The following is a 15791-nucleotide window of genomic DNA, read 5'->3' as shown; positions in this document are numbered from 1 at the left end:
GCGCCCGAATCGAGGTGAGTGCGTTACCGCGGCGCGCGGTCGCGCACCGCGGCCATCAGGCCGCGCGTCCGGGCTCAGGCAGACGCCGCGCCCGCGTTCGACGCGTTCGACGCCGGCTTCGCCGCCTGGCCAGCCAGGACGAGGATGTCGAACGACGTCCCCTCGCGCGTCTCGAAGCGGCGCACGAGCTCGATCTGGTGCGCCGACATCACGCTGCCCTTGGTCATCAGCAGCACGCCGCGATGCGTGCGCAGATCGTCGGCGAGCTGCATCCCTTCGCGCAACTGCGCGGACTTGATCTCCGCGACGGACGCCGCGATGCCGAGGCTTGCCGGATCCCGCATCAGCTCGACCAGACTTTCGACGATCCGCGGGTCGTAACGCACGCCGGCCTGCGAGCGCAACGCGTCGATCGCCTGCTCGACCGAATGCGGCGCACCGATGTCACCGTTGCGCAGCCCTTCGAAATCGCGCGCGATCGCCACGATCCGCGAGCCGAGCGGGATCGAGTCGCCCGCCAGCCCGTCCGGCGTCCCGCGTCCGTTGAAGCGTTCGTACTGGTGCAGCACGATCGACGCGACCTTGTGCAGTTGCGCGACCGGCGTCAGCACCATCTGCGCACGCAGCGGATGCTGCAGGTAGAGGCTGTGCTCTTCGGCCGTCATCTTCACGAGCGGCTTGCGCAGCAATTCGTCCGGCAGCGACAACTTGCCGATGCCGTGCAGCAGCCCCGCGAAATAGACGTCCTGCGCATGCAGCTCGCTCATCTCGGCGGCCAGCGCGAGCCGCCGCGCAATCTCGCCGACCCGCATCGCATGCCCGCTGGCGGACCCGCAGCGCATCTCGATCATGCTCGCGCAGACCTGGACCATCGCGGTGAAACTGCTTTTCAGGTCGCGTTGCGCGGCTTCGAGGAACATCACGGTCTGGCCGAGCTCTTCCGTGCGCGCGCGAACCTGCGTTTCGAGTTCCGTGTTGAAGCGGCGCAGCGCTTCGTTCTGCGCTTCCGTCAGCGCGGCCAGCCGGGCCGCTTCGCGCCGCAGGTGTCGCTGCTCCAGTGCGTGTTCGATGGTCAGCAGCAGGTCGTGATCGTCCCACGGCTTGTTCAGGTAGCGATACACGCCGCCGTCGTTGACGGCCTGCACGACCGACGCGATCTCCGCATAGCCGGTCAGCAGGATGCGCATCGTGTCCGGATAGAGCGCCCGTGCACGGGCCAGGAACTCCGCGCCGCTCAAGCCCGGCATCCGCATGTCGGACACGATCAGGTCGACTTCGGTCGACGCCAGTATCTCGAGGGCGGCCTCGCCGCTTTCCGCGGTCAGGATCTCGTAGCCGGCGGGCCGGAACGCGCGCCTGAGCGCCGACAGCACGCTCGGCTCGTCGTCCACCAGCAGGATCGACGGCACGCCACCCGCATCGTCGGATGTCGCTGGTGCTCCGGTCGTTTCAGGCGATACCGCATTCGGTCCGTTTGTTGCAGATGTCGTCATGATTGGCCTCGGATCATGTATTTATATTCTCTCTGCATCATCGGCATACGCCGCGCATTCCATATCCGGGAAAACGCTAATGCGCTCGTCCGGCTCACACCGCGTATGCGTCGCCGCGGCGCGTGGCCGCAAGCGATCTACACCGTCGTCGAACCCGGTTCGCGCACGTAGTAGATGTCCCACTCCGCTTCGTCGGCACGCACGAAGCCGTGCCGCGCATAGAAGCGGTTCGAATCGCTGCCGCGCAGTGCACCGACGCGTACGGCTACGCGCTTCTCATCCGCCTCGACAAGGATCCTGCGCAGCACGGTCGCGCCGATGCCCTTCCCCTGATGCCCGGGCACGATGTACAGATGGTCGAGCAGCCAATGGTCTTCCTGCGGCCGGACCACGAAAAAGCCCGCGCTCACGCCATCGGCTTCGATGAAGCGGCATAGCGCCGGGTCGAACGACGCGAGAAAGCGTTCGCGCGCACGCTGGGGATCGAAGCGGCCGATGCGTTCGAGGCTGTCGCGCATCGCGACGATGCGGATCGCGACCAGCGCTTCCACGTCGGATCGCGTGGCGACGGGAAAGGTCAGGTTCATGGGCAAGCAGCACTCACGCAGAAAGCACCCGGCATCGCGGCGCGGCCGTCGAAGCCGCCTCGCGACGCCGGCCAACGGGCGGCACGGGCGGCATGCATCAGGGCGTCTCGATGCCTTCCGCCCGCGTCGCCAGGAATCGCAGGTACTTGCCGTCCTCGTCCTCGAACAGCTCCGGCCCGCCGCCCATGTACGCACGCATCAGCTCGTCGGCCGCGCGGTCGAGATTGCCCAGTTCGAACTGGCACTGACCGAGCCTCAGGTGCAGGAACGGGTTGCCGATCGCGTTGGGGAAATGCATCGACTGGGCGAGATTGTCGCGTCCGGCCGCGTAGTCCTCTTTCAGGAAATTCGCGTCGCCGATCGCGGCCATCAGCCAGGTGCCGGCCTCCCAGTTGGTCTTGGGCTCGGGAAGCAGGTCGAATCCTGCCCAGAATTTCTCCAGCGCGCCTTCGTAATCCCCGTCTTCCATCAATGCATCACCCGCGTCGCTCAGCGCGCCGATCCGCTCGTACAGCGCGTTGTCCAGTTCTGCCATGTCGAATCCCTGTTCCGGAGTTGAAATCGGCCCGGTGCGGCCGTGGTTGTGATGCAATCGCGGTGATTGCGTACGGTTTTGCCGTCCTGGTCGGTCATCCGTCCGGCATTCATCCAGCATACTCGAGCCGTATGACGCGCGCGTCTCGACTTTCATCGCAGTTTCGTCTGCACGGGCGCACCGCTCCTCGCATTACACTATCTGCCGCAACGCTACGCGTCCCGACAATCCGTGTTGCCGGGTATCGTGCCGACCGTAATCCGGATCGCGCTCACCTGGCAAATTTTCGTTTGATCACCCGATCCATGCTCCGCTTCGACAATCTCGGCAAGCGCTACGACAAGCGCATCATCTTCAAAGGACTCAACTACGCATCCGGCGCCGGATGCGTGGCGCTGTGCGACGAAACCGGCAGTGGCAAATCGACGTTGCTCGCCATTCTCGCCGGCACGATCGACGCGGACGAAGGCGAGGTGTGGCTCGGCGGCCATTCGCTGCGCACGGCGCCGCACGATGCGAAATCCGCGCTGGCGTACGTGCCCGACGATTGCCTGGCGTATCCGCTCCAGACCGGTCGCGAGTTTCTCGATCTCGTGGCGGCCGCCAGGAAAACTGCTGTCGACACCCGCACGCTCGAACTGGCGGATCGATTCGGGCTTGCACCGCATCTGGAGAAGCGCTTCGAGCAGATGTCGTTCGGCACGCGCAAGAAGCTGTTCCTGACGGCGACGACGCTCGGCGCGCCCGCCGTCGTGATCGCCGACGAACCGGACAGCGGGCTCGATGCTGCGTCGCGTGCGGTTCTGATCGATCTGTTCAGGACGTTGGCAGCAGACCGTGTCGTCTTTTTTGCGAGTCACGATCCGGCGCTGGCAAGTGCCTGCGACGCAAGGGTCACCAATTTTGCGGAGCTTGGATTCGCGGGATAGGCGGCATCGTCGCCGGCGCGGTCACGCGGAAAGGGCCGGCGTGGCTGCCGTGCGGAGAGAGGAAACGCACCGCTGCCATTCGAGCGGCGGGTGCTGTAACGGCGGCCGGCAAGGCCCCCGTGTCTATTGCGTGTTCGTGCGGACAAGCACGACCGCGCCATTGGGCAGGAAAGCGGCCGAGCAAAGCCATTCGGCAACCGACGGCGCTTCCGCGAACGTCACGCCGATGGCGTGGCAGCCTTCCGCTCCAACAACATCATTCGCGTTGATCGTTGATCTGCGCACCGACAACCGATCGCTGTCTTTTTGCCGGAAGGAAGTGCGAAACGGATCCTCCCGCTCCGCACTTCCGTGATCTCCTCGATGCGCAGGTCCGGCGTGCCGGGCCTCGATCAACCGGCTGCCCACACCGCAGCCGGTTATCGTTCGCCCCGCGCACGTACCCGAACCTGCGCCCCGTCAGGCCTTCAACGCGCCGAACACCTCGTCCAGCATCTTCTTCGCGTCGCCGAACAGCATCCGGTTGTTGTCCTTGTAGAACAGCGGATTGTCGACGCCCGCATAGCCGGACGCCATGCTGCGCTTCATCACGATCGACGTCTTCGCCTTCCACACCTCGAGCACCGGCATGCCGGCGATCGGGCTGCCCGGATCTTCCTGCGCCGCCGGGTTCACGATGTCGTTCGCGCCGATCACCATCGACACGTCGGCTTCGGGGAAATCGCCGTTGATCTCGTCCATCTCCATCACGATGTCGTAAGGCACCTTCGCCTCGGCGAGCAGCACGTTCATGTGCCCCGGCATGCGCCCGGCCACCGGATGGATCGCGAAACGCACGTCGACGCCCTTCTCGCGCAGCACCTTCGTGAGCTCATGCACGGTGTGCTGGGCTTGCGCCACGGCCATCCCGTACCCGGGCACGATGATCACGCTCTTCGCATCGCGCAGCAGCTCGGCCGTCTCGAGCGCGCTCACGGCCACCACTTCGCCGGCCGGCTGCGCACTGCCGCCCGCCGTCGCGGGCGCACCGCTGCCGGTACCGAAGCCGCCGGCAATCACGCTGATGAAGTTGCGGTTCATCGCGCGGCACATGATGTACGACAGGATCGCACCCGACGAGCCCACCAGTGCGCCGATCACGATCAGCAGGTCGTTGCCGAGCATGAAGCCGGTGGCGGCCGCCGCCCAGCCCGAGTAGCTGTTGAGCATCGACACCACGACGGGCATGTCCGCGCCGCCGATCGCCATCACCATGTGCACGCCGAACAGCAGCGACACCACCGTCATCACGATGAGCGGCGTCATGCCGTCCTGGATCGACTCCGCATGCAGGAACGCGCGGCCGTACACGATTACCACCACGAGCCCGGCCAGGTTCAGCCAGTGCCGTGCCGGCAGCAGCAGCGGCTTGCCGCCGATCTTGCCGGAGAGCTTGCCGAACGCGATCACCGAACCCGCGAAGGTCACCGCGCCGATCAGGATGCCGACGTAGATTTCCACTTCGTGGATCGCATGCTCGGCACCCGTGAACTGCACCGACGTATCGATATAGCTCGCGAAGCCCACCAGGCACGCCGCCAGGCCGACCAGGCTGTGCATCAGCGCAACCAGCTCGGGCATCTGCGTCATCTGCACTTTCTTCGCGGCGTAGAGACCGACCGCGCCGCCGACGACCAGTGCAGCCACGATATAAGGAATGCCCTCGGCCGATACGCGCGGGCCCAGCACGGTGGCGAGCACGGCGATCAGCATGCCGATCATGCCGAGCAGGTTGCCGCGGCGCGCGGTTTCGGGATTGGCCAGCCCGCCGAGGCTGAGGATGAACAGAATGGCCGCGCCGATATAGGAGACGGTAGTCAGATTGGAAGTCATTGTGGTCGTCTCCTTACTTGCGGAACATCGCCAGCATGCGGCGCGTCACCGCGAAACCGCCGAACATGTTGACGGCCGTGAGCGTCAGCGCGCCCACCGCCAGGCCCAGGATCAGCCCGGACGGACGGCCCTCCGCCGCAGCGTCGCCCAACGGCGGCGCGACCTGCACCAGCGCGCCGATCGCGATGATCGACGAGATCGCGTTGGTCACGCTCATCAGCGGCGTATGCAGCGAAGGCGTGACGTTCCAGATCACCATGTAGCCGACGAAGCAGGCCAGCACGAACACCGTGAAGTGCGACAGGAACGTGGCCGGCGCGAACTGGCCGACCAGCAGGAACGCCAGTGCGCCGACGGCGAACGTGATGGCGAGCGACTTCGCCGACATCGGCGCGCCGCTGCCGTGGCCATGGCCCTTCGACGCCGCTGCCGCGACCGGCGGCGTGGCGGGTTTCGCTGCGGCGACCGGCTGCTGGATCGGCGGCGGCGGCCACGTGACGTTGCCTTCCTTGATGACCGTGAGGCCGCGGATCGCGTCGTCGTCGAAGTCGACGTTGATCGTGCCGTCCTTGGTCTTGCACAGCTCCTCGGTCACGCGCAGCAGGTTGGTCGCATACAGCGTCGACGACTGTCGTGCCAGGCGCGACGCGAGATCCGTGTAGCCGACGATGGTCACGCCATGACGCACCACGGCCTGGCCCGGCACCGTCAGTTCGCAGTTGCCGCCTTGCTCGCCGGCCATGTCGACGATCACGCTGCCCGGCTTCATCGACTGCACCATCTCGGCCGTGATCAGCTTCGGCGCCGGTTTGCCGGGAATCAGCGCGGTGGTGATGATGATGTCCGCCTCCTTGGCCTGCTGCGCGTACATCGCGCGCTGTGCCTGCTGGAAGCCTTCACTCATCACCTTCGCGTAGCCGCCGCCGCCCGAGCCTTCTTCCTCGTAGTCGACCTTGACGAATTCGCCACCGAGCGACTTCACCTGGTCGGCCACTTCCGCACGCGTGTCGTTGGCGCGCACGATCGCGCCGAGGCCCGCGGCCGTGCCGATCGCCGCGAGGCCGGCGACGCCCGCGCCGGCGATGAACACCTTGGCCGGCGGCACCTTGCCCGCGGCCGTGATCTGCCCGTTGAAGTAGCGGCCGAATGCGTGAGCCGCCTCGATGACGGCGCGGTAGCCGCTCACGCCGGCCATCGACGTGAGTGCGTCCATCTTCTGCGCGCGCGACAGCGTGCGCGGCAGCGAATCGATGGCCAGCACCGTGGCCCGCTTCGCGGCCAGCTGCTGCATCAGTTCAGGGTTCTGGGCCGGCCAGACGAAGCCGATCAGCGTGCCGCCCTCGCGCATCAGCGCGACTTCCTCGCTGCTCGGCGGACGCACCTTGAGGACGATATCGCTGCGGCCCCATAGATCGGCGGCCGTCGCCACGACGTCGGCGCCGGCCGTGCGGTAGTCGTCATCGCTGAAGTTCGCGCCGGTGCCGGCACCGCTTTGCACGGCCACCGAGAACCCGAGCTTGATCAGCTTTTCGACGACGTCGGGAACGGTTGCTACGCGCCGCTCCTCGTGGGCCGTCTCCAGAGGGACCCCAATCAGTAATGTCATATCCTGAACTGTCAGTAGTGGCCGTCGCGAGGAATTACGGCCTGCGTTTCAAGTCACCCAACTCAATCCGTGTACGACTTTGCTCCGCGCGCAGCTTGGCACTACCGCGCAGATTTCACAAACGATCGATCCTCTAATGGATCGCCTTGTCAGAGCAAACCGGTTCGTGCTCTTGCCTGATTATCCTGACGAATATCCGGCGTATGTACCGATCGGATAAGACCTGCCAAGCATATCCCGTGCCAGAGTCTTTCCAAAATTTATATTTTGAATCGGCGCGCATTCAATCCATGAATCCCCTGTCTGGACACAACGGCCCGCCAACCTCCCGCTCACGCGCCGGAGCCGCCCTGGCGGCCCCGTCAACACGTGAAACCGTTTGAAACGTGAATAATCGGCGATCGGCACAGAAGCATCGGAATCGGTTTCATCGGGAATCTCCCCGCCTGTCGGCACGATGCGATTTGTGGCGTGCCAACGACATAATCCGTGTGGCCGACGCGCTTCAGTGCCGGCGAGTTTAAAGGAGAACGCTGACTGACTGTCCGGACCCGATCCGGTGACGATCATTCACGCTGCGCGTCGACGTGGGCACGTATGCGGCGCGCGCGCGTTCCTCCGGCGTGCAGGTAGATGTGTCGATGCGCAGCGAGTACGGCCGCGAACAAGCCGGATGCCCGAACCGGGATCGGGCCATGCCTTCGCATCGATCCGGCCTCGCACGTTCGCGCTGTTCGAGGATATCCAGCGGGCACGTAACTCCGATGACAAAGGTTTGACGAGGCGACAGCGCGGCAATGTGCTCGTCGAGCACGGCCGGATCCCGAAGCACGAGATCCGGCACGACCTCGAAATGGCTGGCCGCCATCCGCGAGAGCGTCGACTGCAGGTTGAGCGGGTGAAGTCTCAGCGCCTGATTCAACGCTTCGTCGGATCGCATGTCACGCCGACGCGACATTTCGGCAAACTGCAGGGTCGCAAACTAGGTGACCCCTGATCGAAGCTCGCTGGCGAACTCGTGTTGGCTCGATACCCGGCAACAGACATGGTTGCGCCGCTTGCGCGCGGTGTAGAGCGATGACGTCGTCGTTCCGATCTGCGGCGGATCGGTCGACTGCGCAGCGACGACGGTGACTGGCGCTTTGCCAGCAAGGCGAAACTACGGACTACGACGCGGCGCCGGCAGCGTCAAAGCCAATCGGCCTCACACCCTGCTCAGGCGTACCACCCAGAGCAGGGTATTGTCGTTCTGATACCTAATCAAAGAAACGGCATACCTCCCGCACTCGACCATGACCTCTATCGTATTGTCCATGCCGACAGCATCTTCCCACGCGAACGCCGCGTCGAACACAACCATGTTCGATGACTTGATCTCGAACTCGAAGGGCTGATCCTCGACGCTCGCCTTGCGTCCGTTCACAACTTCACGCACGCACTGCTCGATCTCCTCGTCGCTCCCGCCAAACTCGATCTTCACCAACAAGTACAAACCAGCGGAAATTTCATAAAACCCGATCTCCTGTTACGCTCCACACACCACCAAAACATCACTGACGAGCACGTTTCTCAACACATTCACATACTCGTCCGGCCCCCCGAGGCTACGGCATGCCAGGTCGTAATCACTGCCGTCGGCGGCCGCGGGCGTCGCACTCGATCCTTCGTTGCCTCGCCACCGCTCGGCAACCGGCATTCCCGTGAAAATGAAATTTCCGCCGCTGGAATAAATCCATTTCATCATGCAAACCTGTGAAGAGTCTTGCATCTAAAAGCCCTGCGTACAGCGTGCGCAGGGCCGCAATCTTTTTCGTCACGATCACGATAGTCACATGCATCGGTTGCTCGCGGTAGCACTTGATGTTCTTCGAAAATTCGAAATGCATGGGCACTACAGGCGTCTGCTCATCGCTATCCGAGGTGATCTCAAAACCCGGCAAGGCAATTGAAATATAAGAAGCCGTAACTCCGTTCAAATATTGCAAAAATGGCCACCTGTTCTGCAAACCTTAAAGTTGCGTGACGTTCTGGCTCGAAGGCAGTCGTGCGCCGGCGCGCAGATAGTTGATACCCGCGCGACTGCACTATCTGGTGCGCTTGAAAGCCAGTATTACATTGGCGTAATCCATGAACACGGGTAGCGATTTTGAAAGAATTCAGCCGACGCCCGCTTTCCCGACGGCCCATACGCCCTGCCCTGATTTCCCGCTGCACGAGGAGCAGCATCATTCCCGCCGCCATCGCGCTGCACAAGAAATTTTCCGCCAGTGTCTACCTCGACTCGCTTTTTAGAATGCCAAGCACGCGAAATATTGGCAATTTTTCACCGATTTCGCCACTGTCCCGGCCAACCATCGGGAAAGTCCGGAATACGTTTTCGCGTTGTGGCGCCGAGCGGCGCCGCATTCGATCATCAGGTGGGTCGTTCATCCCCGCAATCATTTATGTAGAGTATCGCGAACTTCATTCAACAAAATGAAATTGCAAGCTTCGGCTCTAAAACCATGACCAAAACTTCCTGCAAAAAATAAATCCATTTATATGGAAAATGGCTTGACACTTTAGTGCCCCGCCCACATAGTCAGCGGGCGGTTTTAACCCTAATTGGAGGAACCCGTGCCTACTCTTAGCTATAACCTCACGCCTGCCGTACAAATTCAAACCGTAGTCACGTCGCAGGGGGCATCGACGAATAACGTGGCCACCGTCAGCATCATCAACGCTGGTACGGTCATGTGGACCCAGGTGCTCATTCAAAGCTCAAACACCGGCGTCACGCCCGAAATCAAAATCGGCAGCGGCAGCGCCCTGGTCGTGATTTACGCCGGCAGCTCGTTTGCATTGACCGTACCCACCTCGTTGCAATCGGGAAACATCTTCGCCAATCTCACCTACGATAGCGGCGACAACAAGGGCATCCAACTTCAAAACCAGTTGTACAGCTGGACGCTGACGGATAAGTAATCAATCGGTGATGATGCGTCGTCTTCTCACGATAGCGACCTTCATCACCGTTCACACGCTGGCCGCGGCACAAACCGTGTCCGGCCAGCGCGATATTTCGTCGCTTACCGTAACTTATTCGACCAGCAACACCCCGCAAGTACAGGCAGATATTTCGCTCAGCCTGGGCGGCGCAAGCGTCGATCGTTTCGTTCTCACGTATTCAAAGCCGCTGCATCACTTTTCAGTCGCTTTCGACAGCATCAAGGCGGAAGGCTCAATCGGTCTCGTCATCGCAGCTTCGCCCGATCCTTCCCGTATCGACGGATTCTTTTCCATACAGACGCAGAAGAATCCACCGTTTCAGTTTCAAGGCAGTGTCGTCTCCTGGAACGTACCTGATACAGCCGTACTCGCGCAGATGGATTACAACCTTACGAGTTCCGTCATGGCCAGAACGCGTATCCAGAACGGCAGTCGTTATGGCGCCGAGGTTGCCTTCATCGACGCGGGGCAACCTATCTTCACCGCTTTCCTGTTACCGCCTTCTCCGGTTGCCGTTGTGCCGGCCGACCTGATCGTGGGCTCGGACAAGATCAACAGCGGCGCGCAGTTCACGCTGACGCCGCCTTCCGAGCTGGCGAACGGACAAGTGTTCTTGTCCTGCACCTTCTCGTCAGCAACGGTACCGCCTACGAACTTCGCAGCCGATATCGCCAGTTGGCCTCTGGGGAACCAAGATGAGCGTAGCGTTCGAGCAAGCAGGAAAGTCGCGCCTGTATCAAGTCCCGCCCGGCGCTTCCGTCGGTTGGTGCGCCTACATCCTCTCCCCGCAAGACGACAATCCGAACGCGCCGATCTTGCTCCAAGCCGCGCTGACCGACTATAGCGGCTCCTTTGTATTCGCACCGGTAGCCCCGTCGTTCACCAGCACGGAAACCGCCGACGACTTCGTATCGGCCGTTCAGGATTGGCTCGCGCCTTCCGGCGTGCTGGGGCGGTATTGCGTCTGGCTACCCAGTGCCGCCCCGCTGACTTTCGGGGCGCCCTCCTTCAGCGACAGCAACGCAAAGTATTTCGCATTCTCCTTTTCACGGCAGATCTCGGGGTTGACGCTTCAGTCCGACTTCAATTCGAACGTCGGAACGAATCTCTTTCTCTCGATGCCAAGCGGGATCTTTCTCGACACGCAGCAAGACAGCCTCCATTTCCGCGGCCTCAGCCCCTTTATCGCCATCAACTGTCCCGCCACGCTCAGCTTCACCGTTGCCTCGAACGAAAACGCCGCGAACGAGGCCTACCTTCCGTTCTCGGGGAACTGCGCGGGTTGCCTCGTCCTGGCCGGCAAGATGACCATCACCCCCGGGGCCAGCAACCTTCTGATCGGCATGCAGTTCGCCTATGGGAATCCGAGTGCGCCCGATACCGTGCAGCAGTTTCCCCTGCTGGACTTGAATGCGGCCCGAACGATGCCCTACCTCGCGTCGTTCGACCCCATCGATCCGATCTGCACTGGCCCCGTATCGCAATCGCGGCCGGACGCGGGCATCTATCGCACGATCGTGACACTGCCCGCTGCGGATGCCGAGGCATCGTTGCCGAGCTACTACCGCACGGCGACCAATCAGCCGGTGTGCTTGCTCCCCGTCGCGAGCGGCAGCGTGCCCTTGGGGCCCGCCGCGTACGACGCGGGCTTCGTCTTCCAACCCGCCACGCCGACGGTCATCGATCCGGCGACAGGCCTGCCGGTCAGCACCACGCCTTACGTCGCGCCGGCCGGCGACTATCGGCTCGGCGTCGCGGGGACCACGACCGAAATTTCGATGCTGTGCGGGCTTGCGGGCACCGAAACCTTGAACATGCAGCCTGCCGGCGGTACGGCGTCAGCGGATCGACTGCGGTTTGTCGCGTGTTCGCCTGCCTACACGCCGGTTTTTCCATTGCCGGCAGCCGACCTGTCCAACCCCTCCACGGGTGTGGCGACGCCCCCTCTGCCGGAGCCCGCCGCCGGCGCGACGGCGTACCTCACGAGCTGGACCGAAGTCGTCGCCAACGCGCAAGCGGCGCCGACCTACAGCGCTGAGCCGCAGGGCAATCCGCTGTTTGGCCAGGCGGGCCCTTATGGCAACGGCAGCACGGTCGTCGGCGCATTGCATCCCACCATGGCGCTCGGCCCGGTCAGTTTCCCGCTGGCTCCCTGGGCCGGGGTGCCGCTGTCCGCAACCTCGGGAATCCCGCCGGACCAATGGAGCAGCTACGAGGCCAAGGTGCTCTCGGCAACACGGCGCAATGCGATTCTCGCGTCCGCTCGGCCCCTGATCGCTTCTGCCAAGGCGGCTCGCGCGGCGCGCGCAACGACGGCCGCCCCGCCGGCGGTCATCCCCAACGGCACCACCCCGCAAGGATTGCTCGCGCAGATCGAGACTTCAGGCGGCCACACCGACTATGCGGCGGTGATTCTTGCCCAGTCGCAGCCGGATCCGGCCCAGACGCCCACCCAGATGGCGTTTCTGAACATGAGCCCGGAGCTTCAGGGCCTCTTCCAGACCAACCAGCTGTTTGCCGTGATCGTCAACAACCAATACGTGGGCACCTCCGCCGACGGCAGGTTCGCCAACACGGTGAACGTCGCCGGCTGGACCATGCAGATCAATGTCGGCGGAACCGCCAGCTCATCGAACGTCAGCAACGTGCTCATCCTGAAGTTCTGCGTCGGTGCGCTCACGGACCTCGTGGCCACGCCGAGCGCATGGGTCGATCCATCCGACTTCTCCAACCCGGATCCCAGCTCCGGCGTGGCCCTGCTGTCGCAAGCCTTGCAGGACTACTTCGCAAGCGCGATCGCCAAAGCGGACGCGGGCAACGCGCTCTACGCGAACTTCAAGGCCATCGTGACCAATCCGCAATGGCAAGGCGTGCTCGCGCTCGCTGCCGACATGACGCCCGAGGGTCTGCCGCCGCAACTCGCCGGCCTTGCCGCGGGCATCGATTTCAGTCAATTTCGCGCCCACCACTTCGGCGTGACGACAAGCCCCGTTCACTACGACGGCAAGAACTTCTCCATCCCCGGACAAAGCAGCTTCTTCGGCCTCGTCGACTATCAACTGCCCGCCTATGTGCAGAACATCGCCGCCGGCGGATCGCCTACCCAGCCGCTGCCCCTGCCCGTTGGCGGCGATTACAACTTCACCGTCCTGCAGTTGCAGAGCCTGTTCTTCAACAGCACCCTCGTCGATTTCCAGAGCCACGTACAGGTCACGATCAATAAAGCCCTCGGCTCCACCGTGACCGCCTCGTACGCGGGCGCCACGCAGCTTGCCGCCAACGGCGTCGTGCTGACCGGGTACTACCAGAGCCAGGGCGACACCGGCACCTACCTCTTCGAAAGCGACGCCACGACGGTGCTGGTGCCGGACAGCAACGTCCTCGATGCGCTCGTGATCGACAAGGTGATCTACAACACGCTCACCAGCAACGATGGTGCGACGCCACCCAATATCCTGAGCCGCATCCTGATCTGGGGCAGCCTCGACTTCGCGGTGCTCAACGACGGCAAAGGCAACAACTTCGACGTCATGTCCTATGGCATGCCGGCAGGCACGGATCCCGCGAAGGCCACGGGCGGCCTTGCCTTCTCGAACCTCCACATCGATATGTCCTCGCCGGTCGCGAGTCCCAACATGACGACCTACCGGATCGTCGAAACGGACATGGTCTTCGATCAGGCAGGCAGTCTGCTGCGAGCCGGCAGCGCGGCGGCAGGCCTCGCGCTGCAACCGCAGCGCGCCCTTGCGGCAACCGCCGGCACGACGCCCGCCGCCAGGGGCTACCTGCCGGTACGCTTCACGACGGGCGCGCCGCCGCAATTGCCGGTGTCCCAGGCGTGGTACGGCATTTCCTTTCTGGTCAACATGGGCGGCCCGGGCGCGCTCGCCTCGGCCGCGGGGTTCACCTCTCAACTGCTGTTCGCGTGGAGCCCGCAATCGGCCCGCAGCGCGACCAGCTATGCGGCCTTCGCGGGCCTGCAGCTTCCGGGAGCGTCCCCCGGCGCCAGCGCATTCAGCCTGCAAGGCGTGGTCAAGCTGACCGTCGGCAACATCTCGCTCTCGTATGCGCCGATCAACAACGGCGCGACGCCGCCCACCTACGCGTTCACGCTGTGTCTCGGCGATATCGCCGTCAGCTTTCTGGGCCTTGCCAAGCTGCCCTCGAACGCGAGCATCGACATGTTCCTCTTCGGCGACCCCAACGGCACCGGAAGCCTGGGCTGGTACGCGGCCTACGTCGAGAACAGCGCATCCGCGCAAGCCAAGCTGCTTACGTCCCTGGAGACGGCGAAATGAGCACGATCCTCTACTGGAATATTCAGGACTTCGCGATCAACAAGATTCAGGACCAGGGGAAAAAGCGTAATCGATACGGCAAGCGCCGCAAGCTCGATACCCACTCGGCGCTTCGATTCGACTACATCCACGCCCATGTCGCCGACCTGCAACCGCAGATCTTCGTCGTCGTGGAGGTCGAGGCGCCCCAGAGCGCCGCGCGCGGAGAACTCATCCACCCCTACAGCGGTGGCGGCACCGGACTGCTGACGTTGCGAAACAGTCTGGCGACCATCGGACAGTACGATCTGGTGCCGCCCATCAAGACGGGCAACCACGAAAGCGTCGGCATCTTCTTTCGTCGCGACCAGCTGGTGTTCACCGGTCCCAATTTCTGGGCCGGCGGCAATGGGCCGTCACCGAACGCCACGACCTTCGCAGGCAGCGGGGACTATCCGCTGCATTGGCAGACCCTGGCCGCCACCGCGATTCCTGCCGGCGCATGGAATCACGGCGGCGGCGCAACCCAGAACCGATGCGCGGCGCGCGTCGAGTTTGCCCTCGCGGCACCACCCGGAGGCAACATCAACTTCGGCACGTTGAGAGCGCCGATGCAGGCGACGTTCTGGGATATCGCCAACAACCGGAACGTCAATCTCTTCATCGTGCACGCACCGCCGGCGCCGGCCGCGGCCGCGACCTTTCTTAACGATCTGGCCACGATTCCCGCCATCACGGGCGCCGCGGCCGCCAATGAGGTACGCCTCGTCCTCGGCGACTTCAACCTCAACCTGCTGACGCCGGCCGGCGCCTACACGAACTGCTACGGCACGCTCTGCGCGCCGCCGCTGGCCCATCCGTTCACCGTCGGGCTGCTCCCCAACCCGATCGGCCCCGCTCCTGTGCCGGGCATGGTGGGTCAGTACCGGGCCTACTTCGCAACGCATATCCTGCCGATCAAATCGACGAAGGACACGGAATACGGCAACGTCATCCGTCCGGGAGCGAGCTTCTGGAGCACGTCGACCAGGAACAGCAACTATCCCGGCTTTGACTACACCTCCGTCTCGTACGACGCGGCGGGCAACATCGTGTCACCCTCCGATTCGCTCGACAACATCCTGTACAAGACCGGCGCGGCGGCGGCCGTCGTGAACCCGCCGCAGATGACGGTCATCAACGGTATCGTCGGTTCCGCCTATCATGCCGTGGGCGCCAACCCCGGCGCAGGCAATCTCGGGCACCAGGCATTCACGACGCAGCTCGAAACCGTCTGGAATCTGGTGTATCCCCCGCCGCCGCCCGTGCCCCCCGCGCAAGTCCCTCCCAACGTCGCCGTACGGGCCACCACCGACAACATCATGGGCATCCGGAACGGGTTCATTCGCAACCTGACCAACTACCCCACGGTGCGCGGCACCAGCGATCACCTCCCCCTCTTTTTCAGCTTCTAGAAGAGGCGCGGCGCCCCTGTCTCGAACGTCACGCAGCCCTAACTACGCGG

12 protein-coding genes are annotated in these 15791 nt (G+C 63.5%); 4 read left to right on the top strand and 8 right to left on the bottom strand.

Annotated elements, in window-relative coordinates; translation table 11 throughout:
- Nucleotides 1–74: 74 nt before the first annotated feature.
- From BCO18175_RS08020 to BCO18175_RS08010, 3 genes are all read right to left on the bottom strand, one after another.
- A complete protein-coding gene (locus BCO18175_RS08020) occupies nucleotides 75–1493 on the bottom strand; it encodes an HD domain-containing phosphohydrolase (protein ID WP_174980159.1) in 1419 nt (472 codons plus the stop codon).
- A 137-nt stretch (nucleotides 1494–1630) separates the two neighbouring features.
- A complete protein-coding gene (locus tag BCO18175_RS08015) occupies nucleotides 1631–2080 on the bottom strand; it encodes a GNAT family N-acetyltransferase (protein WP_174980158.1) in 450 nt (149 codons plus the stop codon).
- Nucleotides 2081–2177: 97 nt separating this feature from the next.
- Nucleotides 2178–2615 carry a tetratricopeptide repeat protein gene (locus BCO18175_RS08010; protein ID WP_174980157.1) on the bottom strand — a complete coding sequence of 146 codons (438 nt, stop codon included), beginning with the start codon at nucleotides 2613–2615 and terminating at the stop codon, nucleotides 2178–2180.
- A gap of 305 nt (nucleotides 2616–2920) precedes the next feature.
- Between BCO18175_RS08010 and BCO18175_RS08005 the strand changes: the two genes are divergently transcribed.
- A complete protein-coding gene (locus tag BCO18175_RS08005; protein WP_174980545.1) occupies nucleotides 2921–3544 on the top strand; it encodes an ABC transporter ATP-binding protein in 624 nt (207 codons plus the stop codon).
- Between the two features lie 459 nt (nucleotides 3545–4003).
- Here the strand turns inward: BCO18175_RS08005 and pntB are convergent, their stop codons facing one another.
- The 5 genes from pntB to BCO18175_RS07980 form a co-directional block, all read right to left on the bottom strand.
- Nucleotides 4004–5416, bottom strand: a complete 1413-nt coding sequence (gene pntB / locus BCO18175_RS08000; RefSeq protein WP_174980156.1) for a Re/Si-specific NAD(P)(+) transhydrogenase subunit beta — start codon at nucleotides 5414–5416, stop codon at nucleotides 4004–4006.
- A gap of 13 nt (nucleotides 5417–5429) precedes the next feature.
- Nucleotides 5430–7022, bottom strand: coding sequence for a Re/Si-specific NAD(P)(+) transhydrogenase subunit alpha (locus tag BCO18175_RS07995; protein WP_174980155.1), 1593 nt, complete (start codon nucleotides 7020–7022; stop codon nucleotides 5430–5432).
- 520 nt (nucleotides 7023–7542) lie between these two features.
- Nucleotides 7543–7962 carry a phosphotransferase-like protein gene (locus BCO18175_RS07990; RefSeq protein WP_174980154.1) on the bottom strand — a complete coding sequence of 140 codons (420 nt, stop codon included), beginning with the start codon at nucleotides 7960–7962 and terminating at the stop codon, nucleotides 7543–7545.
- A gap of 264 nt (nucleotides 7963–8226) precedes the next feature.
- A complete protein-coding gene (locus BCO18175_RS07985) occupies nucleotides 8227–8505 on the bottom strand; it encodes a hypothetical protein (RefSeq protein ID WP_174980153.1) in 279 nt (92 codons plus the stop codon).
- A 142-nt stretch (nucleotides 8506–8647) separates the two neighbouring features.
- Nucleotides 8648–9007 carry a hypothetical protein gene (locus BCO18175_RS07980; protein ID WP_174980152.1) on the bottom strand — a complete coding sequence of 120 codons (360 nt, stop codon included), beginning with the start codon at nucleotides 9005–9007 and terminating at the stop codon, nucleotides 8648–8650.
- 631 nt (nucleotides 9008–9638) lie between these two features.
- Here BCO18175_RS07980 and BCO18175_RS07975 point away from each other — a divergent pair.
- From BCO18175_RS07975 to BCO18175_RS07965, 3 genes are all read left to right on the top strand, one after another.
- The gene (locus BCO18175_RS07975) at nucleotides 9639–9986 is read left to right on the top strand and encodes a hypothetical protein (protein WP_174980151.1); all 348 of its coding nucleotides are present in this window, start codon (nucleotides 9639–9641) and stop codon (nucleotides 9984–9986) included.
- A 719-nt stretch (nucleotides 9987–10705) separates the two neighbouring features.
- Complete coding sequence (locus BCO18175_RS07970) at nucleotides 10706–14308, top strand: hypothetical protein (protein WP_174980150.1); 3603 nt, start codon at nucleotides 10706–10708, stop codon at nucleotides 14306–14308.
- Nucleotides 14305–15741: a hypothetical protein gene (locus BCO18175_RS07965; RefSeq protein ID WP_174980149.1), complete on the top strand. Its 1437-nt coding sequence runs from the start codon at nucleotides 14305–14307 to the stop codon at nucleotides 15739–15741. Before BCO18175_RS07970 ends, BCO18175_RS07965 begins: the two co-directional genes overlap by 4 nt.
- The last annotated feature ends 50 nt before the right edge of the window (nucleotides 15742–15791 follow it).

Origin of the sequence: Burkholderia lata (assembly GCF_902499335.1) — a bacterium.
GTDB lineage: Bacteria > Pseudomonadota > Gammaproteobacteria > Burkholderiales > Burkholderiaceae > Burkholderia > Burkholderia lata_B.
The sequence above is the reverse complement of the archived record's forward strand: the minus strand, read 5'-3'. Positions and strand labels throughout refer to the sequence as shown.